General features: G+C 46.6%; 20 protein-coding genes. 15 read left to right on the top strand and 5 right to left on the bottom strand.

Going from position 1 to position 23,266, the window contains the following annotated elements; genetic code table 11:
- Positions 1-276: 276 nt before the first annotated feature.
- The 5 genes from MKZ12_RS20235 (at position 277) to MKZ12_RS20215 (ending at position 5,347) form a co-directional block, all read left to right on the top strand.
- On the top strand, positions 277-2,268 hold the full coding sequence (locus tag MKZ12_RS20235) for a sensor domain-containing diguanylate cyclase (RefSeq protein WP_339256335.1): 1,992 nt from the start codon (positions 277-279) through the stop codon (positions 2,266-2,268).
- A 101-nt stretch (positions 2,269-2,369) separates the two neighbouring features.
- Positions 2,370-3,260, top strand: a complete 891-nt coding sequence (locus MKZ12_RS20230) for a hypothetical protein (RefSeq protein ID WP_339235716.1) — start codon at positions 2,370-2,372, stop codon at positions 3,258-3,260.
- Between the two features lie 111 nt (positions 3,261-3,371).
- Positions 3,372-4,487, top strand: coding sequence for an aminopeptidase (locus MKZ12_RS20225; RefSeq protein WP_253439101.1), 1,116 nt, complete (start codon positions 3,372-3,374; stop codon positions 4,485-4,487).
- Positions 4,488-4,583: 96 nt separating this feature from the next.
- Positions 4,584-4,829, top strand: coding sequence for an HPr family phosphocarrier protein (locus MKZ12_RS20220; RefSeq protein ID WP_036614658.1), 246 nt, complete (start codon positions 4,584-4,586; stop codon positions 4,827-4,829).
- Between the two features lie 224 nt (positions 4,830-5,053).
- Positions 5,054-5,347: a YlaN family protein gene (locus tag MKZ12_RS20215; RefSeq protein ID WP_017687426.1), complete on the top strand. Its 294-nt coding sequence runs from the start codon at positions 5,054-5,056 to the stop codon at positions 5,345-5,347.
- A gap of 184 nt (positions 5,348-5,531) precedes the next feature.
- Here the strand turns inward: MKZ12_RS20215 and cax are convergent, their stop codons facing one another.
- Positions 5,532-6,602: a calcium/proton exchanger gene (cax, locus tag MKZ12_RS20210; RefSeq protein ID WP_339235714.1), complete on the bottom strand. Its 1,071-nt coding sequence runs from the start codon at positions 6,600-6,602 to the stop codon at positions 5,532-5,534.
- A 183-nt stretch (positions 6,603-6,785) separates the two neighbouring features.
- Here cax and MKZ12_RS20205 point away from each other — a divergent pair, with 183 nt between their 5' ends.
- Entirely contained in the window at positions 6,786-7,148 is a 363-nt protein-coding gene (locus tag MKZ12_RS20205; RefSeq protein WP_017687428.1) for an Asp23/Gls24 family envelope stress response protein, read from the top strand.
- A gap of 130 nt (positions 7,149-7,278) precedes the next feature.
- On the opposite strand, the gene ftsW is transcribed toward MKZ12_RS20205, so the two are convergent.
- A complete protein-coding gene (gene ftsW / locus MKZ12_RS20200; protein WP_339256333.1) occupies positions 7,279-8,568 on the bottom strand; it encodes a putative lipid II flippase FtsW in 1,290 nt (429 codons plus the stop codon).
- Between the two features lie 13 nt (positions 8,569-8,581).
- Positions 8,582-8,929, bottom strand: coding sequence for a YugN family protein (locus tag MKZ12_RS20195; protein ID WP_017687430.1), 348 nt, complete (start codon positions 8,927-8,929; stop codon positions 8,582-8,584).
- A gap of 210 nt (positions 8,930-9,139) precedes the next feature.
- Between MKZ12_RS20195 and MKZ12_RS20190 the strand changes: the two genes are divergently transcribed.
- The 8 genes from MKZ12_RS20190 to MKZ12_RS20155 all read left to right on the top strand — a co-directional run bounded on the left by MKZ12_RS20190 (position 9,140) and on the right by MKZ12_RS20155 (position 17,445).
- Positions 9,140-10,309, top strand: coding sequence for a M20 family metallopeptidase (locus tag MKZ12_RS20190; protein WP_339256331.1), 1,170 nt, complete (start codon positions 9,140-9,142; stop codon positions 10,307-10,309).
- Between the two features lie 189 nt (positions 10,310-10,498).
- A complete protein-coding gene (locus MKZ12_RS20185; protein WP_339256329.1) occupies positions 10,499-12,193 on the top strand; it encodes a DNA repair helicase XPB in 1,695 nt (564 codons plus the stop codon).
- Positions 12,194-12,229: 36 nt separating this feature from the next.
- Positions 12,230-13,951 carry a helicase-associated domain-containing protein gene (locus tag MKZ12_RS20180; RefSeq protein ID WP_339256327.1) on the top strand — a complete coding sequence of 574 codons (1,722 nt, stop codon included), beginning with the start codon at positions 12,230-12,232 and terminating at the stop codon, positions 13,949-13,951.
- 152 nt (positions 13,952-14,103) lie between these two features.
- Positions 14,104-14,541 carry a YlbF family regulator gene (locus MKZ12_RS20175; protein ID WP_339235702.1) on the top strand — a complete coding sequence of 146 codons (438 nt, stop codon included), beginning with the start codon at positions 14,104-14,106 and terminating at the stop codon, positions 14,539-14,541.
- A gap of 30 nt (positions 14,542-14,571) precedes the next feature.
- Positions 14,572-14,835, top strand: coding sequence for a YlbG family protein (locus MKZ12_RS20170; RefSeq protein WP_095290540.1), 264 nt, complete (start codon positions 14,572-14,574; stop codon positions 14,833-14,835).
- 165 nt (positions 14,836-15,000) lie between these two features.
- Positions 15,001-15,438 carry a hypothetical protein gene (locus MKZ12_RS20165; RefSeq protein WP_017687436.1) on the top strand — a complete coding sequence of 146 codons (438 nt, stop codon included), beginning with the start codon at positions 15,001-15,003 and terminating at the stop codon, positions 15,436-15,438.
- Between the two features lie 143 nt (positions 15,439-15,581).
- Positions 15,582-16,505: a selenium metabolism-associated LysR family transcriptional regulator gene (locus MKZ12_RS20160; protein ID WP_339256325.1), complete on the top strand. Its 924-nt coding sequence runs from the start codon at positions 15,582-15,584 to the stop codon at positions 16,503-16,505.
- A gap of 70 nt (positions 16,506-16,575) precedes the next feature.
- A complete protein-coding gene (locus tag MKZ12_RS20155; protein WP_339256323.1) occupies positions 16,576-17,445 on the top strand; it encodes a PHP domain-containing protein in 870 nt (289 codons plus the stop codon).
- A gap of 144 nt (positions 17,446-17,589) precedes the next feature.
- On the opposite strand, the gene MKZ12_RS20150 is transcribed toward MKZ12_RS20155, so the two are convergent.
- Both MKZ12_RS20150 and MKZ12_RS20145 read right to left on the bottom strand, forming a co-directional pair.
- A complete protein-coding gene (locus MKZ12_RS20150) occupies positions 17,590-18,036 on the bottom strand; it encodes a GNAT family N-acetyltransferase (protein WP_339256321.1) in 447 nt (148 codons plus the stop codon).
- Between the two features lie 220 nt (positions 18,037-18,256).
- Positions 18,257-20,029 (bottom strand): NFACT RNA binding domain-containing protein, encoded by a 1,773-nt coding sequence (locus MKZ12_RS20145; RefSeq protein WP_339235691.1) that lies wholly within the window; start codon positions 20,027-20,029, stop codon positions 18,257-18,259.
- Positions 20,030-20,384: 355 nt separating this feature from the next.
- Here MKZ12_RS20145 and MKZ12_RS20140 point away from each other — a divergent pair, with 355 nt between their 5' ends.
- Positions 20,385-23,243 carry a cation-translocating P-type ATPase gene (locus MKZ12_RS20140; RefSeq protein WP_339256319.1) on the top strand — a complete coding sequence of 953 codons (2,859 nt, stop codon included), beginning with the start codon at positions 20,385-20,387 and terminating at the stop codon, positions 23,241-23,243.
- Positions 23,244-23,266: the final 23 nt, after the last annotated feature.

Genomic DNA, 23,266 nt, shown 5'->3' with positions numbered 1-23,266 from the left:
ACAATTTATATTACAGTTTAAGAGAACCAAAGTCAAGCGTAGAATAAAAGCAAAAAAACGTCTAAATTTGTCGATAGGTCATTGGGCCTAAAATAATGGGACAATTTTCTGGAATATGGATGCAAAAAAGCTTTAAACAGAGTAAAATAGATTGTATCTTAACTTTAAATCATCTTTATGTAATAAGGTTATCGTGACGAATTTGCAGGTTTGCGATAACGTCTGCAGATTAATGCATCCTGGTGGATGCAAAAACGGTGCAAAGGAGCGCCTGACATGTTAGAACATCTAAGAAGTTTACCTGCCAGCTTGAATTCACGAAGTTCGGGCGATTCCGCATCTGTTTCCGCTCCTCGTTCTCATGAAGAGCATGTGTTGTGGATGCAAAAAATGGATATCACACCTTTTGATTTTTCATATTTGGGCAGCTTGCTAGAGCAGGCATACAGTGACTGGAACTCCAAAGCAGATTCAGGCCTAGACAAGGGATCAACCTATTACAGCGTATGGAACACGGAAGGCGATTGTGTAGGGTACGATCGTGATCATGAGGCTGATCCAGGGTTGGATGCACGCAGGCTTGTATTGGAATGTTTGGATAAAAGACAGGCCCTGTCTCTCAGAGGGACTAGCGACCATGGAGAATATCTCCTGATAACACACCCCTTATTCTCCAGAACGAACAAGGATATGTTTGCCGTATTCACTGCTGTGATCTATGAATCCAATCGATATGAAACGTCTGAAGCTGTGGTTCGATCTGAGGCATTGCATTACCGCACCTGCTTTTACCGAAGATTTGAATACATATTTATGACGGACCTGTTACATGCTCATGAACAAACAGCGCGTGAGGAACACCGGAGGTCTATCCTCTTTCAGATTGTTCAGCGAATGCATGACAAAATGGATGTCGAGGCCATATTGGATGAGGTATTTGACAGTATGGACTACCTGTACCCGGCCACCTATATCAAACTCTATATGTCTCAGGATCAGAGCAACTATAATCCACGGATTAAACCGTTGCTTGTCCACGAGCGGGGAGAAGATATCTGTGTACGTTCATTTATGGCAGGCAAACTGATTGTTGCTCGTTCCGATGATGGAGAAGACCGCATTGTAGATGTAGGTATTCCGCTGAAAGGAAAACAAGGCATATACGGTGTGTTCCATATTGAAATGAATGAAGAGATCATGGAAGAATCGGACTTGCAATTGATTACCATGATGGTGGACACTGCAGGCACGGCCTTTGAGAACGCCAAGTTGCACGAACAATCCAATATGTTGATTCAGGAACTTCGTCTAATCAATGATCTTACACAGCGTTTAAACAAGAGCCTGCACCTTTCGGAGATTTATCAATTATCCGAGCAGGAGTTGAAGGAAATATTTCAGGCTGAAACATGTTGCATTCTTCAACTCAATGATAGTACAAACGACTTCGAAGTCATGTCATCCAATGTGAAGGATGTATTTCACCAATCTTTTTCTGTGGACTACGGTATTGCAGGCTTGGTGTATCGAACAGAGGAACCGCTTATTATAACCAATTATGCGCAATATGATAAAGTCTCCTCCTTTTTCATGGAAGATACGGGATCTATGTCACTGATTGCTTCACCGATTAGAGTTAATGGTGAAGTGAAGGGAGCCATTTTGCTGGGACACAGTCGAGAGCATTATTTTTCATATGACAATTATCGGCTCTTACAGATGTTGTCCATCCATATCGGGCTAGCGCTGTCAAATGCCACGTTACACGCCGAGGTTCGGCGCTTGGCTAATCTGGATATGTTGACAGGTCTGTACGTGAGGCATTATCTGGATAGTGTCATTCACGAGCGACAGGCTCATGAATTCTGTGGCTCCCTCATTGTGGTGGATATTGATCAGTTCAAACAGGTGAATGATACCTTTGGACACCAGACTGGCGATCAAGTACTGAAACAAGTGAGTGAGATCGTCACCAGTTCGGTTCGCACGGAGGATATATGCGCCAGATGGGGTGGAGAAGAACTCGCGATCTATATGCCGCAGGTGAGTGTACGTCAGGCGCTGGATTATGCGGAAGTGATTCGAAAGAGAGTTGCAGAAGAGACCAGACCACTCGTTACGGTATCCAGTGGCATCGCAGAGTGGAATTGGATGGATGAGAAGGTTAGCGTAGAGTCTTTGTTTTATCGGGCTGATATGGCCTTGTACAGCGCGAAGAATGGTGGTCGGAACAGAATTGTTGTAGAGGAACAGGATATAACGCGTTAAGAGAGAACAATTCCATTTGCGGAGTCGTTCTCTTTTTTTTATGTATTCGTGATCAAGTTGTGTATAGAAGGAAGTATAAGCATATACGGGCGGGGCAATCTATGGAGAAAGTTCATGGAAGGGTGAAGATAGACATGCTTAACCGCCATTCGGTACGTACGTTATGGTTATTAGTGAGCATCTTGATGATTGGTGTCCCGGGTTGTGGATTCATCCAGCGAGATCGAACGCCCGAAGAGGTTTTTTCCCTGGCTTTATCGGGGATAGCGGGAAAAGAAACATTAAGTTTTGAAGGAGAAGCAGGACTTCGACGGGAGAACAGTGGATTGTTCGAGAATCAGTTCAAATTCGAAGGAAAGCTGGAGAATCATGACCGCCTGACCCTTCAGACCCGATTACCTGGAGAAGTAACTGCTGTGGGCACAGGCATTCATACGACTGCCGTAAAAAATAATGGACAGCCCAGTGGGTTTAGCGCCTCTTTCGAGCGGAAACAAGGGCAGTGGATGGCATTATCAGCGCAACATGAGCCGCTTCGTGGTTCTCTTTCCCGCTTTAATCCAATTGCCCAGATGGAGAAAATAGACAAGATGAACAAAACCATTCAATCCGAATATGGGGCCGGTCGTCGAACCAGAACATTACGAATTGAACTTGCACCGGAAGATGCCAAAACATGGGCTGTAGCCCAGCTGAACGACGAAATGAACGCCATTCGGGCAGAATATATGCATAAGGCTTCTACGGTGAAAGGCGCACGTAAAGAGAAGCTTGAGAAGGATCTGGATCAAGTTTGGAAACAAGGTGAAATAACGATGCAACAGATGATGAAACAAGCGAGCGTACAGACGGTATATCATCTCACCGTAGATCGGAAGAGCAGTCTGCCTCTTCGCTTATCCTCTGAAAGTCAGGTAAGTTACACGGACAACAACCGTAAAAATAACAAAGAAGCCCTTGTCACCGATGTAAACTTCAAGTCATATCAATAAACGAAGTGAGGGACTGCCTGCTGACGGGATGACTGTTCGCGTGCTACAATAGTATCGTAATTTACCGTTGTTCAATTCAAGCATGGCAGAAGACAGGAGGATTTTACCAAGATGAAAGACCCAAGAATTCAAAAGCTTGCAGCAAGCCTGGTGGGCTATTCTGTAGATGTGCAGCCTGGTGAAAATGTATTGGTTGAGATGATTGGATCAGAACGTGATCTGATTAACGCCATCATTGAAGAGGTAGGCAAAAAAGGTGGTAACGTCTTTGTACAGTTGACTGATAAGACCGTACAGCGTGCTATGCTGAAAAATGCGACCGAAGAAATGATGAAAACATGGGCAGAGATTGATCTGAACCGTATGAAGCAGATGGATTGTTATATCGGTATTCGTGCGGGAGAAAATGTGAATGATCTGTCCGATGTACCGGAAGAAAAAATGAAAATGTACAATTCATTGTACTCCCACCCGGTACATAGTGAACAACGTGTCAAACATACGAAATGGGTTGTACTTCGTTACCCTAACGCAAGTATGGCGCAACTCGCCAATACGAGTACAGAAGCGTTTGAAGATTTCTACTTCGACGTATGTAACCTGGATTACGCCAAAATGGACAAAGCGCAGGACTCGCTCGCTAACCTGATGAAGCGTACAGATAAAGTTCGTATTACCGGACCGGAAACAGATCTGAGTTTCTCCATTAAAGATATCGGTGCAGAGAAATGTTCCGGGCAAAAAAATATTCCGGATGGTGAAGTGTACAGCGCCCCTGTACGTGATTCCGTGAACGGAACGATCAGTTATAACACACCAACGTTGTATAACGGAGTGACATTTGAAAATATCAAGTTCACATTCGAGAATGGGAAAATCATTGAAGCGACAAGCAACGATACTGAGCGTTTGAATGAAATCCTGAATTCGGATGAGGGTGCTCGTCATATCGGTGAGTTCGCAATTGGATTTAACCCGCATATTCTGCATCCGATGAAAGATATTCTATTCGATGAAAAAATTGCAGGCAGCTTGCACTTTACACCAGGTCAGGCTTACGAAGAAACAGACAATGGCAACCGCTCGTCCATCCACTGGGATCTGGTGTTGATCCAGCGTCCGGATTATGGCGGCGGGGAGATTTATTTTGACGATGTGCTGATTCGTAAAGACGGTATTTTTGTGATTCCTGAGCTGGAATGCCTGAATCCGGACCGTTTGAAATAGGAACAGGATTTTGCTGTTGCTAGGAAAGCGGATTCACGGTATCATGTAGTGGTAATTAATAGATGATACCAATCGTAAAAAGACGGAGGGATTCCTATGTCGAGTAATAACGCGGCTGTAGTGGAAATTGCTCAAACAGCAGGCAAGTTTACTTCTTCAATCGTGCTTCATTCGGAGAACAAGTATATCGATGTAAAAAGTATTCTCGGATTGTTTACAACGCTGATCAGCACGCACAGCTATGAACTGCATGTTCATGGTCCAGATGCAGTTGAAGCAAAAGCAGCCATGTCAGAAGTATTTGCCAAGCATGGACTGAATGTAAGCATCGCATCTGAGTAATAGCTCTCAAGAAGCACCTTTGCCTTTTTGGCAGGGGTGTTTTTTGGCATGGAAGGATCTGAATACTCATCTGGACGGGACTGGAACAGGAGGATTAAGGTTCAACAGCAGGCTTAACTTTGCGTTCTTATTTTGGTCAGGTTCTTGTATTAGCTCTTCATTTCGTCTAATATTAGAGGTAGAACGTCTTTACGCGATTTTTGGGACATAGGGGGGAAAAATGCATGACTTCATCTGATCTGCAGGACCAGCTGAATTTGAAAGCGATCAGTCTTCTTCAAGAAGATGCAGATAAAATACAGAAGCTTATTGAAGTACAGATGGAGAATCTGGCTACCCGCTACTGCCCTCTCTATGAGGAAGTATTGGATACACAGATGTATGGGTTCTCCAAGGAAGTTGATTTTGCTGTTCGTGCAGGGCTCCTTCCAGAAGGTGCTGGTAAGCAGCTGGTTAGCGCGCTTGAGCGGAATTTGGCAATTCTATATGAAGCCTTGAACAAGAAGAATGAGCAATAGCCTGCAAATGCGCGGGTCAGAATAGAAGGCATGCAGGCGTTTATGCATGCTTTTTTTGTGCGTCTGAAGGGGATGGGGATACAAGCCAGCCAGAAGGCGTATACAAGCAAAGAGACAGCTCCAAATGTACATTGGGCTGCCTCTTGTGGCTTGTTTATTATGATGATGGATGCGTAAGGCCTTGTTACACCAGGAAGAAGGATACGCCGAGTATGATATATACCACGAGCAGGAGTAGGCCTTCGTACCAATTGGTTGAACCATCTTGGGTAATGGACTTGGCAATAAATACGGATACGCCAATGGCGACCAGTTCAATGGTTGTAAATACGATATCCATGGTTCTGCCTGTGAAGTAGCTGACAAAAATCAGTACAGGAGCTACGAAAAGTGCGATCTGCAAACTGCTGCCGACCGCAATCTCGACGGCGGCTCCAATTTTATTTTTCATGGCAAGCATGATGGCTGCACTGTGTTCGGCCGCATTACCGATGATGGCCACCAGGAATGCACCGACAAACAGTTCGCTAAGTCCAAATTCCGAAGTGAAGACTTCAAGCGTGCCGACCAGCCATTCACTGACAAAGGCAACCATGACCGTTGCGAGCACCAGGTAGAGAATAGACTTTTTCTTGGACCATGCCGGAGCATGTTCATGCGGCAGCTCTTCATCGCGATCCTCAGTGACGTCTGCAAGGTAGTTCTTATGCGTCACCATGGAGAATAATAACCAGGCAATATACGCGAGAATGAGCAATCCGGCTACGATGAGACTAAGTGTATTGGTGTCTTTCTGTGTAATGGAATGTGTATTGAGAAAGACTGCCGGAATAAACAGCGCAATGATGGCAACAATCATCAGGGATCCATTCAGACCTGCGAGTGAAACATTATAATTCTGAATTTTGAACTTGAGTCCCCCGGCAAAAATACTTAACCCAAGCACTAACAGCAGATTACCGATGATGGATCCTGTCAGACTTGCTTTGACCATGTCGAACAGTCCCTCTTTAACGAGGAAAATGGCAATAATCAATTCGGCGGCATTGCCGAAGGTCGCATTCAAGAATCCACCCAGCCGCTGTCCGGCGTAGTGGGCAACATTTTCGGTGGCTTTGCCTAAAAAACCGGCCACAAAAATAACCGAAATGGCTGATATCACGAACTGTAGAATCGAATCCCATTTCAAGAAGTGGGCGATGGCACTGAGTGCAAAGAACACAATCAGCAAAATGGATGAAATCCGGTTTCTCACAACAAACACCTCGGTTATAAAATTATTTTGTTTTGAATTGCATGTAAATCGCTTATGAGATTATTTTCATATTTCAATATAACCAAATGGTGGTAGGTTGTAAACGCATCTTTTTGAGTTTAATTTGCTTTTTGGGGTGGAAAGGATTTAAAATACGAGTAACGAAGTGAAGGAGGATGTGGCATGGCAGAACAACTTCAACTGGAGAGCGGAAACATCCGGATTGCCGATGACGTGGTTGCGAAAATTGCCGGAATGGCTGCAATGGAAACGCCCGGAATTGCCGCAATGTCTGGAGGTTTGTCAGAGGGCTGGGCGAAGCGACTCAGCGGTAAAAACGTACAGAAAGGCGTGAGCGTTGAGGTCGGCCAGCTGGAAGCAGCCATTGACCTGCGCATCATCGTCCTGTACGAAACCCCGATTCATGAAGTTTCCCGTATGCTTCAGCAGAACGTAAGAGAAGCGGTAGAGACCATGACCGGATTACGCGTGGTTGAAGTCAATGTAAAGGTAGAAGGCGTATCTTTCAAAGGCGACGATCTGTAGACATCGCAATCCGCAATGGAGAACAGGATACATCAACCTGTTCTTCATCTTGATAGACAGAATTGTCAAACGAGTACACACAAAAAGGCTGCGCATCCATTAGGTGCACAGCCTTTTTTTATGTTGTTTTTTACCGAATCCGACGAATGGACTCCCGTGAACGAAGAGCAGGAGAGGTACGAGTCTGTGTCTGTACAGTCACGGACTTCGTTTTCTCTTCCTTGATTACGTCCAGATTGTTGGTGCGCGAGATACTGAGCAGAATGCCCATGGCGACCATCATCACAAAGAGTGAGGTACCCCCATAACTGATAAACGGAAGCGTGACACCCGTCACCGGAATGGTTTGAGTTACACCACCGATGTTGATAAATGCCTGAATCGCGATCAATCCCATAATGCCAATGCCGACCAATGTTCCGAATGGATCGGGACAGCGGAGAGAGACAATAATTCCTCGCCAGATGAAGTACAGGTAAACGAGCAGGAATAATGTACTTCCGATGAACCCGAGTTCTTCACCAATGACGGAGAAAATAAAGTCATTATACGCATTTGGCAAATAGTGAAGCTTCATCGTACCTTGTCCAATCCCGGAACCTGTCATGCCGCCATCACCAATGGCAACAAGGGAACGGTAGAGGTTAAGACTTCCGCCATTAATATCGGATAATGGATTCAGGAAAGCTTGGATACGTCCGATCTTGTAGTTCTGCTCCGCAGTGACAGCTGTTGTAGCGGTCGTCGTGTCGGAGGGAGACATGGAAGAAAATAGGGAATTTGCTCCGAACGCCAGGGCTCCACCGAGTACAACCAAGAGAATCGAACCTAAGATATGTTTCATACTGGCTCCACCGGCATAAATCAAGAGACCACAAGTGGACACCAGAATGAAGGTGGTACCAAAGTCTGGTTGCAGCATGATCAGTCCTGCGATGAATCCAACGATGAACAAGACGGGAAAATAACCTGTCTTGAAAACTCTGAATTTCTCACCTTTTTTGGTGATCAGAGCAGAGAGATATAGAATGATAGCAATTTTGGCGAATTCCGCAGGCTGAAGACTGAAGCCGAAAATGTGAATCCAGCTTCGTGCACCGTTCAATACTGCGCCTGAGATCAAAACAATCACCAGCATGACCGTAGTGATCAGGAAAAAGGGTGCATAGAGCTTTTTGTACTTGTTGAAGCGGATATTCATGGCAAAGAACATGCCAAATAGACCGATAATCGCCCACATAAGTTGTTTTTTCGTGAAGTAAAGGGCATCATTGTTAAATCTGTCGCTTGCGATTGCAATGCTGGAACTGGAGCTGAATACCATCACCAGTCCAAAGCCCACCAACAATAAAGTGAGGATTAGCAGTTGAAAATCCGGCGTGCCTCTCTTCGTTTTCGTTTGGGCCGTTTGTTGTTTCATCGTTTGGCCCAGCCTATGCTTCCAGCAGTTCTTTAAGCTGCTGTAATTTTTGGGCTGCCAGCTTCACGACTGGTTGGGGAACGGAAGAGTCATAGTCCAGGCCGTGAGGGAAGGTGGCTTTGCCAAGGTACACTGCTTCAACAGCAAGAACGGTATCCGGTTTTTCCAATTTGCCTTCCACGGCGCGGGTATTAATGCGTACAAAGTATTCTGAGTTGGTTTGTTCATCTTCAATTTTGTAGTCGTATGTAGCACGGTAATATTCCCATTGCCACCGGACAAATCCGACTTTCTCGGCGCTCTCATCCAGGTATGCCAAGTCGCTCTTCAAGCCATCCAAGCCTGTATTCTCAAAAATCATAAGCGTTTGATCCTCCTCATAAGCTTCCGAGTATAATTTCTCGAGTATTTCTCTAGTTCATGATAGTATGTTTCCCCTTCCCGTGCAAGCTTTCCAAGGGCGTTTCGTATCGGTTTTCTTCCAATTCTGCTACAATATACAGCAATAGGTTCGAAGAGGCAGGTTCGGGCTTGATATAAGTCCCGTTCAAGATTGAAAGGATGGAGAGACATGACTAATAATATATGGTGGGAAGATCTGCAGATCCACATGGTGGAATGGCGGCGTCACCTTCATCGCAATCCAGAGGTTTCCTTTCATGAGGAGAAGACATCCTCTTTTGTAGCGGATATGTTGGAGAGCTTTGGCGTTGAAGTAAGGCGTCATGTTGGTGGTCACGGGGTCATTGGTACAATCCGTGGCGACAAGCCGGGTCCTGTCGTCATGCTGCGAGCTGATATGGACGCACTGCCGATTCAGGATGAAAAGAATATCGAGTATGCTTCACAACAAGCAGGAGCAATGCATGCATGCGGCCACGATGGTCATATCTCCATCTTGCTCGGTACGGCATTGTATTTCAGCCGTCACAAGCAGGAGATTCGAGGAGAGATTCGCTTTTTATTCCAACCAGCAGAAGAACTTCTTCCAGGCGGTGCAGTCCAGGTTATTGCGGATGGTGCGCTTGAAGGTGTAGATGTCATATACGGAATTCATCTGTGGACTCCGCTCCCTGTAGGTGTGGTTGCCAGTAAAGCAGGACCAATGATGGCGGCGGCGGACGATTTTTACATTGAGATCAAGGGCAAGGGTGGACACGGCGGGATGCCGCAATCCACAATAGATAGTCTTATCGCCGGTTCTGCGCTTGTGATGCAGCTTCAGACGGTTGTCAGCCGTTCGGTGGATCCCTTACAGCCGGCGGTGCTGACCATTGGCACAATGCAGGCGGGATCTGCTCAGAATGTAATTGCAGAGCAATGTAAAATGAGCGGTACAGTTAGAACGTTTGATGAAGAGACCCGAAACGTGATGAAAGAGCGTGTGCTTACCATGGTAGACCAGACAGGGACAGCCTATGGAGCAGAGACACAAGTGAAATATATTATGGGATATCCACCTGTGGTGAACGATGAACAGGAGACAGCACGTTTCTTCAGGGAAGCTACAGAGTTATTTGGGGCAGAACGAGTACAAGCCTCCCCGATGCTGATGCCAGCGGAAGATTTTGCGTATTATCTGCAGAAGGTTCCAGGGTGCTTTATGTTTGTTGGAGCAGGCAACCCGGATAAAAATGCGATCTATCCGCATCATCATCCGATGTTTGATTTTGACGAAGACGCGATGCAGACGGCCGTGAGATTATTTATCGCCATGGCTAAGGGTTACACAGCCGAATGACTTTAGATGCAGTTGGGCATCCTGTTCATACCGAGGTATGGGCAGGGTGTTTTTTCATGGATTTTTTAGAGTTTGTTCAATAAGTCCACTTTTCGTTACTGAAATAAGACTTGTTGAACTCGGAATTATACAGGTTCATTTTCGGAAGCAGCCGGAACTGGACTTTTTTGTGATAGGAGGAAGGCGCGAATGGAAGGAACAGAACATATGGGTAGAACGGATGCTTGCATTGTTCAGCGAGATTTTACAGTTTTGCTGGAAGTCGGCCACCCCGGATTCGAAAGGGCAAGAGAGCAGCTTGGGATGTATGCTGAACTGGTCAAGACACCCGCAGCATTTCATACCTACCGAATCACTCCGCTGTCGCTCTGGAATGCAGCTGCGCTAGGGTGGAATTCAGATCAGGTCATCGCAAGTCTGGAGCTGGTATCGCGTTGGAACGTGCCTGCTGCACTGATACAGGATGTTCGGAGAATTATGGATCAGTATGGCAAATTAAAGCTGCATTCCGAAGCAGATCACACCAGAATGCGCCTTTACAGTGAGGATGAACGGTTGCTCGATGAATTAAGTGGATTGAAAACAATAGCTGCCTTTCGTATGGAACGTAAGGACGCTCATCAACTTATGCTCCCGGGAGAACAGCGAGGGTTACTAAAAAGGGAATTAACACGACTGGGTTACCCCGTACTTGATTATGTGGGGTATCGGAAGGGAACCGAGCTTTCATTTGAATGGCGAACCAATGATTCAGGGGCTCACTCTGAGCGATTTGCACTGCGTTCTTACCAGAAAGAGGCTGTGGACGCATTCGAAGGCAGTGAGGGCATGGGAGGAAGCGGGCTACTTGTACTTCCTTGTGGGGCAGGCAAAACGGTCATTGGCATGGCCGTGCTGGAGCGGCTTCAATGTGAATGCCTTATTTTGACGTCCAATACAACGTCTGTGCGACAGTGGATTCAGGAAATTCAAGACAAAACCACGATCACCAGCGAACAGATTGGTGAGTATTCAGGTCAGAAAAAACAGGTGAAACCTGTGACTGTAGCTACATATCAGATTCTTACACACCGGAAATCAAAAGATGCTGATTTTACCCATATCAAACTGCTCAGTGAGCGGCAATGGGGGCTGATCATATATGATGAAGTACATTTGCTTCCAGCGCCGGTGTTTCGTGCAACTGCGGATATTCAAGCTACGCGAAGGCTGGGATTAACAGCCACGTTGGTTCGAGAGGATGGCTGTGAACAGGATGTATTTTCGTTAATTGGTCCGAAGCTCTATGACATGCCGTGGAAACAACTGGAGCAGCAAGGGTGGATTGCTGATGTACAATGCCAGGAGATACGTATCCCATTCTCCCCGGAATTAAGATCGAATTATCTGCAAGCCGAGGTTAAGCATCAATTTCGATTGGCTGCAGAGAATCCGGCGAAGGTACGTGTGGTGAAGCGTTTGCTGGAACGTCATCAGGATTTGCCTGCACTAGTAATTGGACAATATCTGGACCAACTAGAGTTGATTGCCCGGGAAATTGAAGCACCTTTAATCTCCGGAACCATGTCACAGCAGGAGCGAATCAAATGGTTTGGCGCTTTTCGACGTGGAGAGATTAAAACGATTGTTGTATCCAAGGTTGCCAATTTTGCTGTAGATCTGCCCGATGCTGCTGTTGCGCTTGAAATATCCGGGAGTTTCGGTTCAAGGCAGGAAGAGGCACAGCGGTTGGGACGAATTCTGAGACCGAAAGCGGGGGAAAATAAAGCATATTTCTATGCGCTGGTATCGAAGGATAGTAAGGAACAGGAGTTTGCATTAAACCGTCAGATGTTCTTGGTGGAGCAGGGATATGAATATGCTATCGTTCATGAGAACGAATAGCCCATTTATACTCGCGAAAAGAGGAGGGATTGGGAAATGTCTTCATCTGGACCAACAAATGAACCTGTGGTACTGAACCTTGATTCATGGTCAAAGCTTACTTGGGTGGAACAAAAAGTACTTGGTGCAATTTTTCACAAACATGCTGGTCAGCCTTTTTCCTCCCTCATGCCGCGAGAACAATGGGCCATCGAAGGACTAAGTGTCGCAGAAGCCAATTCTTCCTTCGCCCACCTTCGGCAGCAAAAATGGATCGAATCTGTGCATAAGAGTTGGGGGGAGCGACTATTCTATATTCCTGCTTCACTGATCGAGACATTGACTATTGCTTATGCGCAAAGAGTGGGCATAACCGTCAAACAGGATATAAATTTTGCTCATGTAATACAGGAGGGAAAGTCGGATGTTGCTGGAGAGTTACTTCATCTGATTGCTTGGATCGGAAGAGAAGGACTTCCTTTGACAGGTAAAGGCACTATACATAAGAAAAGTGTTCAAAAATTAAGTATGATCACGGTGTTATCTTCGACAGACTTTGATGGTTTGGGTATCCGATATGAACATTCGGAGTTGTATCCGACCCACGTTGCCATTCTTCTGGATCTACTTCTTAGTCTGAATCTGGTTCAGAAGTCAGATGGGCGAATCCAGATTCAAGATCATCAATTAAAAAAATGGTTAGGGCTATCGTGGACACAGATGCATAGGGAAATATATCAAGCGTGTATGGAAAGATACGGAGAAGTTGAACCCGCGTTACAGCATTTCCGTTATCAATTGGCAGTGCTTGTTCCAGAAAAGAACATATGGTGCCGTATAGCGAATTCGGAGCTGAAACCACGAATTATGGGCTGGCTCTATGCCCTTGCTGGGTGGGGTTATGGTGAAGTTGGAGCGGATCAGTCGGGAGATCTGGCATTTCGTTGGCTGATCGACCCGCAGAGCCTTTTATATCGAGAACGAGAGATGGTAAGTGAGACGGAACCGAGTGGATTTTACATGCAGCCTGATTTCGAAATGTTGGTGCCACCGGAAGCAAGGCCTGATGTGATCTGGATGCTGGAGCAATGCGCAGAACGGGTAACGCGTGACCGGATGTCCATCTATCGCATGACAAGAGAACGATTCGTTTGGGCCTTAGCCAAAGGGCGTGGATTACGTGAAATGATGGAGTTTCTGGATCAATATGCCCTGACAGGCATACCGGAGAATGTACGTATTGCGTTGGAAGGGTGGGGAAGGGAGACGGTTGCTGTACCGTTGACTGTAGAAGGGAAGATGGAGGCAACGGAGGCAAGTACAGGTACCGAAGCGCCTTCGAAATTATTAGAAGAAGATGTGTTGACCGATGTATATGCTTCTTCTTTCTACACACCCGATAATCAAGGACTGGTTGATGTTCCTGAACTTCTGCATGGGTTGGAGCGTGATCATTCTGTCATTGAGAAGAAGTTCTCTCTGCTCGGATTGGAGGAGATACCGGAGACCTGGTACAAGGAGTGGCGTCGATATCATAGTTCAACCGCACGACAGATTGCTGCCAAAGCCATTGAGTGGCAGACCAAGCTGGGGATACAGCAGGAAAATTGTACGCGATACCTCATTCCACACCAGGTAGAGGGCCATGAACAATGGACTTTAAGTGGTTGGTACATGCTGGATTCAAATGAACATACATCAGAGACGGAATGGCGTACATTCTCCCCGTCGGAGTGGGATACAATGCGTCTTATCCTGCCTGATGATGTTACAACCTGACTGTTTTTCGTGAATATCAGGTTGAAAGGCGAATTTTAAAGCTCTCGCTATTTCTAATTGCAGGAAAAACTCTTCTTAACTATTCATGGATATGCTATGATGGGGTAGTCTACGTTAAGTAGAACTTTATATATAGATAGGATGAATATTTCATGAGCGTAGCGGAAATGAACACGGTCGATATGGCCCAAGTGTTAACGGGCGCATATGAACTGGGCGACATGATTAACCAATCTGCCGAAGTATCGGATTATTTATATTGGAAGCAGCAAGTCGAGACTTCCCCTGAGATTCAGATGGGGATTCGGAAGCTGAATGCCAAGAAGGAATTGTTTGAAGAAACACAGCGTTTCGGTCATTTTCACCCGGATTATCATGCAGCGAAAGACCAGGTGAAGGCTCTGGAACAGGAGTTGGAAAATTTCGAGGCGGTGGTCCGCTTCAAACAGGCAGAGAAGTCCCTGGATGATATGTTATTCCAGATGTCAGAGACCATTGCATTCGCAGTGTCAACGACCATTAAGGTACCGAGCAATGATCCGAATCCGAAGGGCGGCTGCGGTAGTGGCGGCAAGTGTGGTTGCAGTTAAGTAATCATTATAGAAGGGCGGGGAACGATGATGTTTGCGGAAAGGACAGGATTCATTATTTGGGTCAGTGATTTGAAGGCTGCCCGTAATCTCGAAAAATATGGCACCGTGCATTATATCTCCCGCCGTATGCATTATGTGGTCATGTATGTTAATGCAGAACGGGCAGAAGATACGATGAAAAACGTGAAGCGACTTTCCTATGTGCGCAAGATCGAACGATCGTATCGTAATGAGATCAAAACTGAGTATGCCAGCAAAACCATGGACAAAACGAGCTTTTACGGAATATAGACGAGAAACTGGAGGGGCCCCTTGGGGTCGCTCTTTTCTTAAATTATGCACAAATGAACTTTAGTGAAAAAAAGTTACACTTACGCCTTGAGGTTGCGGGACTAATGTTGTAATATATTTGGTAATAAATAGATAGAAAGTCCTATCTGGTGGAGAGTGATTCCCATGCGTGATAAGGTGATGCAACGTTGGAGCACCTACGAGCCGTTTTTCGTGGCTCTTGGAGACAAGAAAGTGGCCGACATCGTCATTACCCATCATGCCAAGATGCGGTATGCAGACCGTATTGAGCCTGCACGTAGTGATGATGACCATATTGCGGCGTGGTTATGGGAGTGTCTGAAGCAGGACCGTATAACACCATACTACCGTAATGAACAGGACGTCTACCTGATTGATGAGGATCTGGTGGTGGTCGCCGAATTTTCCGAACTTGAAGGGGAATATGATATTGCGGGCAACCCCTTGCACAAAATGATCGTAGTTACGTTTCTGGGACGAATGTCGGAGACCATTGAATTAAGGGACTTGAAGTCATACTATTCATGGTTAAGACACTCAAGAAGAATGACGTTGGTCAAAAATAGCCGTAAGCATAAGTAAGTTGATTAGATTCAATATGAGATTCAATATGTTGAAATCATAGATTCAAGTCGTATCGCATGCAGACAAGCTGCATGCTTTTTTTGTTGCCAAGCGGGAAATCGGCTACAATATAGAGAGTGTAATCGAAGAGGGGCGAAGATATGAATTTTCACCAATTGCATATTTTTTATACGGTAGCAGAGAAAGGAAGCTTCTCGGCTGCTGCACAAGCATTACATATGACTCAACCGGCAGTGACGATGCAGATTCAATCATTGGAGGACTATTTCGGGACCAAGTTATTGCATCGTTCCACCAAAAAAATAGAATTATCCGAGGCGGGTCGGACATTATTACCTCATGCCAAACGAAGTGTAGAACTGGTTAGACAGACGGATGAAGCGATGTCAGCGTTTACCCAAATGTTACAGGGCCGACTCCAGCTTGGAGCTAGTTTAACGATCGGGGAATATGTACTTCCACGTATGCTCGGACCTTTTGCACTTCAATATCCGGATATTTCAATCGTCATGAAAGTGATGAATACAACGCAAATTATGGATGATATCTTAAAGCACCAGCTTAATTTTGGTCTGATTGAAGCGCCAGTACACCATCCGGACATGATTGTAGAGCCTGTCATGCAGGACGAGCTGAAACTGATTGTACCTGCCGGGCATGATCTGGCTAAGCGTAGCAAAGTGAATATTGAGGATGTCATGAATTATCCCTTTGTACTGCGTGAGAAGGGCTCAGGTACTCGTCAGGTGATGGAAGACCAATTGCAAAAGAAAAAGATTGATCCACAGGAAATGAATGTTGTGATGGAACTTGGCAGTACAGGAGCGGTAAAATCAGCCGTGGAGGCAGGGGTAGGCATTACGATGTTATCTCCTTCTTCCGTGCAGCATGAACTGGCTCTGGGACTTGTTCATATTGTGGATATCCGAGGACTCGAATTCAAACGGCAATTCTATGCCATCCATCTAAAATCGTCCTTGTTGCCCCTGTCGGCAGTGGCTTTCCTGAATTATCTGCGCCAACAGGAGCAACCTGAGCCGGAGTCCAAGACGGGGAAGGCATAATCGTTCGCACCATTAATGATAGATAAGATGTAATCACAAACCACTTTTGGAAAGAAAGGAGTTGTTGTACATGAATCAAAGCAAAGGACGCTGTGATCTGCATACCCATAGTCAGGCATCGGATGGAATGCAGCCACCTGCTGATAATGTGAAGCTTGCCAAACAAAAAGGGCTATCGGCGGTTGCTCTAACAGACCATGATACAGTTGCTGGTGTAGCGGAAGCACAGCAAGCGGGAAAAGAGTACGATATTGATGTTGTTGCCGGAGTGGAGATCAGCACTCGGGCTGGCGGAAAAGATATTCATGTGCTCGGATATTATGTGAATACGGAGGATGAGCCATTCCTGCAACGGTTGCGCGGATTACGAGAAGCGCGAGATGAGCGGAATCATCTCATTATCGCGAAGCTTCAGGAACTTGGGCTTGATATCAGCTGGCAGGAAGTACTGGATGAGCTGGGACGGCCACTAGAGCCTGACGAGAGTATCGGCAGACCTCATATGGCTGATGTGCTGGTGAAGAAGGGATATGCGGTTGACATGCGGGATGCATTCGATCGATACCTTGCTGAAGGCAAGCCTGGCTTCGTATCTGTACCCCGCGTTGCGCCGAAGGATGCGTGCGAATGGATCAGAGCCGCAGGTGGAGCCGCAGTGATTGCCCATCCGGGCCTCTATGAAGATGATGAATTGGTACGGCGAATCATTGAGGATTGCCGTCCAGATGGACTCGAAGTGTTTCACTCGGACCATGAACCGGAAGATGAGCGCAGATACGCCGAGATGGCTAAGGATTATGGGTTAATTGAGACTGGCGGATCCGATTATCATGGGGAACGGCAAGGTGTCGTTTTCCACGGGGATCTGGGTAGCAAGACCGTAATGGTTGATGTGTTGGAAAGGCTGAAGGCAGCTGCCTCACAGCAAAAGGGAGTATAAGCTAAACGTGGTAACGCTTTTTATGACCACAATGAATTCTGCGTTAGAGAGATACATGTTAGGGACGTTTGAGAAAAGGACATGGAGCATGCAAGGGATAAACCTGCATGTATTCATGTCCTTTTTTTGTGTGCCAAAAAGAGTCTATGTAATCGAATAATTGACCCAAGCGCCGCGTGTAGCTCCAAGACGCTCGAATAATTGTTGTGCTCGTTCATTAGTCACGGCTGTGATCCAGGACATATAAGCACACCCATGTTCACGTGTATATTGCTGGCAGTGTGCAAATAACTTGGCTTCTGCTTCGCCTTCTCTGAATGCTTCCGTAACAAATAAATCATTCATGATTGCGACACGCTCTGCTTTCATTGTGCTGTAAGTGAAGAACAGGGTGGCAAATCCGATAAGCTCCCCGTCCTGCTCTGCCACGAATTGAGCACCGATCTGCTGATTAAGCAGGTTATTAATCAAAAGCTGGATGGATTGATCACCAGGCCAGGGGTTGTTGTAGAATCCCACCACATAGTCATGCATTAATACCATCAAGGGTTTCAGATCATCAGGTTGAGTTTCTCGAATATGTATGGTCATGGTACACTTCCTTAAAAGTAGTTTTATTCGTGAGAATTGAATTATTATACATTTAAAAGAATTAATATTCAACAAAAACGATAAATAAGATGAACTTCACATTAGTATTGAAACAATTTTGATGCATCCACAAAAATCCCCTGAACCGTTATGGTCAGGGGATTTTTCTACTGTTACATCTATATAAGTGGAACTAATCTTTAGTTCCACTTATATAGCCTTATCCATTTTTAATGGTGGATGGCAAACTCTTGATCAATTCATCATTTGGCGTGACAAACAAGGTCTTTTGATGATCATAAATGACAAAACCAGGCTTCGCACCACTTGGTTTGCGTACATGACGGATAAACGTATAATCCACAGGCACACTGCTGGACTCCTTGGCTTGGCTGAAGTAGGCAGCAAGCTGTGCTGCTTCTTCCAATGTAGCTTCACCAAAGTCCGTGCTGCGAATGACGACATGTGAACCTGGAATGTCTTTGGTATGCAGCCAGGTGTCGTTGGAAGAAGCGAGGCGATTCGTCACGTACTCGTTCTGGAGGTTGTTTTTGCCCACAAGAATATCAATTCCCTCTGAGGACGTAAACTGGTGTACGGTCGGACGATCACTTTTCTTTTTCTTTTTACCCTTTTTATTGCGGTCACGAAGGTATCCTTGCTGCACAAGCTCGTCCCGTATTTCCTCAATGTCGTTCATCGATGCAATGGATAGCTGCTGTAACAGGTTATCCAGATAGTCAATTTCGTCTTTGGTTTTGCCAAGCTGCTCATGAATGACAGCCAGACTGTTTTTGTATTTGTTATACCGCTTGAAATAACGTTGTGCGTTGTCAGACGGTGTGAGCAGCGGATCAAGCTGAATGGTAATGTTGGCTTGGTCTTCGTCGTAGAAGTTCACAAGCTCCACGCTCTTGTCCCCTTTGTGGACCTGATGCAGGGAGGCAAACAGCAACTCACCCCATAGTCTGAACTTGTCCGCATCGTCTGCTTCCAGCAGATCCTTGTTCAGGTTGTCCAGCTTTTTGATATTCTTGCTTCGCTCATTTTGCAGAAAACGGAGCAGATCACTTACTCGCTGTTTAACCGTGTCCCGTTCAGCCTTGTCTCCATAATAATCTTCCATGCACTTGCTCATCGTGTCATACGTTTTCTCCAAGTCTTGAATGCTCTCAAGATGAACGGCGGAGAAAATCATTTTGCCTTTGGCATTCATTCCGGTTACAGGCGTGTAGCGATGATCTCTGACAGGACCCATCACGGCTTCAAAAGCGTTCCAGAGCGCATCAATCTCAACTCGGCTCTCACCCTCAACCACAGCCTGGGTGTTCCCTTTGCCTTCAGCAGCAATCCCACGGGCAGCAATCTCGCCAGCAATTAACGGGCTAAGACCGCTAAAGGAGTTCACAAGCCAGCGTGATGCCTCTTCTTCAACGGCTTGATAGCTGTCCTCGAATGCTGTACGACTCACTTCGAGCGGATTACTCTTATGTTGCTCAGGTGGGGCAGTATACGCGAAACCTGGCATGATTACCCGGTAGCTGCTGATGGACGGAGTCACATGATGAATGCCATCCAGAATCGTTCCTGTAACGGGATCAAGCAAAATAATGTTACTGTGACGTCCCATCAATTCAATGATGATCCGTTTAACCGAAACATCCCCCAATTCGTCGCGTTGGCGCACATCGATGTGGATGATACGTTCCATGCCAATCTGACGGATCTCCTCAATGATTGCACCTTCACAGTGCTTGCGGAGCAGCATGCAGAACATGGGTGCTTCCGTAGGATTAAGGAATGTTTTTTCCGTAAAATGCACACGGGGATATGTTGGGCTTGCCGAAACAAGCAATTTACTATTACCGCGCTGAGCTCGCAGTGTGAGAACTACGTCATGACCATTCGGCTGATGGATTTTGCTGATACGTCCACCAATGCAGCCTTGCAATTCATGAACAATGGCCCGTGTTACGATGCCGTCCAATGCCATTTTTTCCACTTCCTCTCTCTATCGAGCACCTGCATTTGTCATGCGCAATGCTTCATCTATATAACTGAAACGTGCAACCAGATATGTAAAAAACAAGGACCGGATGCAGATTCTTCGTTGCTTACCTGTTGAACACTGAACATGGTACTGCGCAGAACATCGCAGACCTTTATTTTAGCCTATTCTGTCCATCAGGGAAAGGATTCACCTTCCGGGTGCTAATCACAGACCTGTCCGAATACATATAGAGCAGGTAGTTTGTCCGGCATTGTGTACAGCCTGTCGACCAGCACGCCGGTGAAGCATGTGAGCTTATTTAGCAGATGAAATACAGACTGGGAGGGAAACATGAAGCATGGAACATACCAAGTGGCATCAACTTAGTGATGAAGAGCTTCGTAACACTCTTGGCGTCAGCCCGCAGGAAGGATTGACGGATGAAGCTGTAGCAGAGAAGAGGAAAGTGGTCGGTTCGAATGAGCTGAGCGAGGGGAAACGTATATCTCCGATTACATTGCTCTTGAATCAGTTCAAGGATTTTATGGTGCTGGTGTTGATGGGAGCAACGTTGGTATCCGGATTGCTGGGTGAGTATCTGGATGCGGTAACGATTGTGGCCATTATCGTACTGAATGCCATTCTGGGGTTTGTACAGGAATTCCGAGCTGAACGATCACTTCGTGCATTAAAACAGTTGTCTGCACCTCTCGCCAAAGTGCTTCGTTCAGGCCAGGAAGTACACCTTGCAGCCAAACAACTTGTCCCTGGGGATATCGTCATGGTAGAGAGTGGGGACCGCATTCCTGCTGATGTGCGCTGGCTGCAAACGAACAGCCTGGATGTGGAGGAGTCTGCTCTTACCGGGGAATCGGTTCCCGTAAGCAAACATTGCCTTCCGATTGCCGATGAGGACGTTCCGCTTGGTGATCAGAAGAATATTGGTTTTATGGGCACCATGGTCACTCGTGGTACGGCCAAAGGTGTGGTTATCCGTACAGGCATGGAGACGGAGATGGGCAAAATCGCCGATCTGATCCAGAATACGGAGGAGCAGGAAACACCCTTACAGCACAGGTTGGAACAACTGGGCAAAATTCTGATTTTTGTCGCATTGGGATTAACCATTATGGTTGTCGTCGCAGGCATATTGCACGGACAACCAGCCGTTGGCATGTTCCTGGCAGGGGTCAGCCTCGCGGTGGCTGCCATACCGGAGGGTCTGCCGGCCATTGTAACCATTGCACTCGCACTAGGCGTGCAGCGTATGATCAAACGTAAAGCCATTGTTCGCAAACTGCCTTCTGTCGAAACCCTTGGCTGTGCATCCGTAATCTGTTCGGACAAGACAGGCACGCTCACCCAGAACAAGATGACGGTAACGGATGTATGGCTGGAGGGACGCAGCATCAAGGTTACCGGGGATGGTTATGCACCTGAAGGGCAGATGCTGGAGAATGGCCGAACGGTGGAACTGAAGAGTGACCAGTCGCTACGCAGAATGCTTCAGATTAGTGCGCTATGCAACAATGCAAGTATTGTGGAGACCATTGCAAACGAGTCTGGAAGCAAGAAAAAGGGCAAGGATAACAAAAAAGACGGCAAGAAAAATACCAAAAAAGATGATTTCCAAGAAGAAACGGTTAAGCGAGAAAATGTATTTTGGGAGTTGAAGGGAGATCCGACGGAGGGGGCGCTCGTCACACTGTCCTCCAAAATGGGGCTTACCCCTGCTGGGCTCAAAGAGCTGTATGCCCGGGAGCAGGAGTTCCCGTTTGATTCGGAGCGCAAACGCATGTCGGTCCTGGTTCATCATCAGGGAGGTCGAATGATCTACACCAAAGGTGCACCGGATGTGTTGATCGGACACTGCAGTTATATTTTGTGGGAAGGTAAGGTCGTACCTTTCACTGGAACGCTGCGGCAGAAAGTGATGGCAGCCAATGAGAGCATGGCCGGGGCGGCACTACGTGTCCTCGGAATGGCTTATCGTGAAGTGCGGCCGGAAGAAAAAGTGGCCGACGAACACGCCGCCGAGAGTCAGCTTGTATTTGTAGGGCTTACAGGCATGATTGATCCGCCACGTCGTGAAGTGCGCGATGCGATTGCCACATGCCGCAAGGCGGGCATACGAACTGTCATGATCACAGGTGATCATGGTACAACGGCAGAAGCGATTGCTCATCAACTCGGGATTCTTCCACGCGGTGGTGCTTCTCTAAGTGGTCAGCAGCTGGCAGGCATGACGGATGAGCAGCTGGATAAACAGGTAGAGGGTATCTATGTGTTCTCAAGAGTGTCTCCTGAACATAAGCTTCGCATCGTGAAATCTTTGCAGCGCAAAGGACATGTCGTTGCCATGACGGGGGATGGGGTGAACGACGCTCCGGCGATTAAAGCGGCTGACATCGGGATCGCGATGGGCATTACAGGAACGGATGTCACGAAGGAAGCTTCGGCGCTTATTCTGAGTGATGATAACTTCTCGACGATTGTGGCGGCCATAGAAGAAGGTCGTAATATTTATGAGAACATTCGTAAGTTTATCCGTTATTTGCTGGCATCGAACGTGGGTGAGATTCTAACCATGTTCTTTGCGATGATGATGGGCTTGCCACTGCCGCTTGTACCTATTCAGATTCTATGGGTTAACCTGGTGACGGATGGTTTGCCTGCAATGGCGCTCGGGGTAGATCAGCCGGAAAAAGATCTGATGGAACACAAACCCCGTGGTGCCAAAGAAAACATTTTTGCCCGCAGACTGGGTTGGAAAATTGTCAGCCGGGGTGTATTGATTGGACTATGTACACTCGGAGCGTTCTGGCTTACCCTTCAGGCTGCGCCGGATAACCCGGGTCAATTGATTAAAGCACAGTCTGTGGCTTTCGCTACACTCGTATTGGCGCAGCTCATTCATGTCTTTGATTGCCGCAGTTCGCGCTCCATCTTCCATCGAAATCCACTGCAAAACAAATATCTCGTTCTTGCCGTGATTTCATCGGTTGTACTGATGCTGGTTGTCATGTACGTTGAACCGCTGCAGCCGATCTTTAAAACCGTACCGCTAGGTTTGCGTGAATGGGCAATTTGTATCGTTGCTGCTGGCATTCCAACGTTCCTTATGGGCGCGGGCAGCGTGTGGGGTGGTCGTCGTAACCGCCGCCGTATGGGTGGTTCTGGACGCTTCGTACCGAAAAGTACAAAGTTTTCAGCATAAAATCAATACCTTTTCCTTACCCA

Origin of the sequence: Paenibacillus sp. FSL R5-0713 (assembly GCF_037973325.1) — a bacterium.
GTDB lineage: Bacteria > Bacillota > Bacilli > Paenibacillales > Paenibacillaceae > Paenibacillus.
The sequence above is the reverse complement of the archived record's forward strand: the minus strand, read 5'-3'. Positions and strand labels throughout refer to the sequence as shown.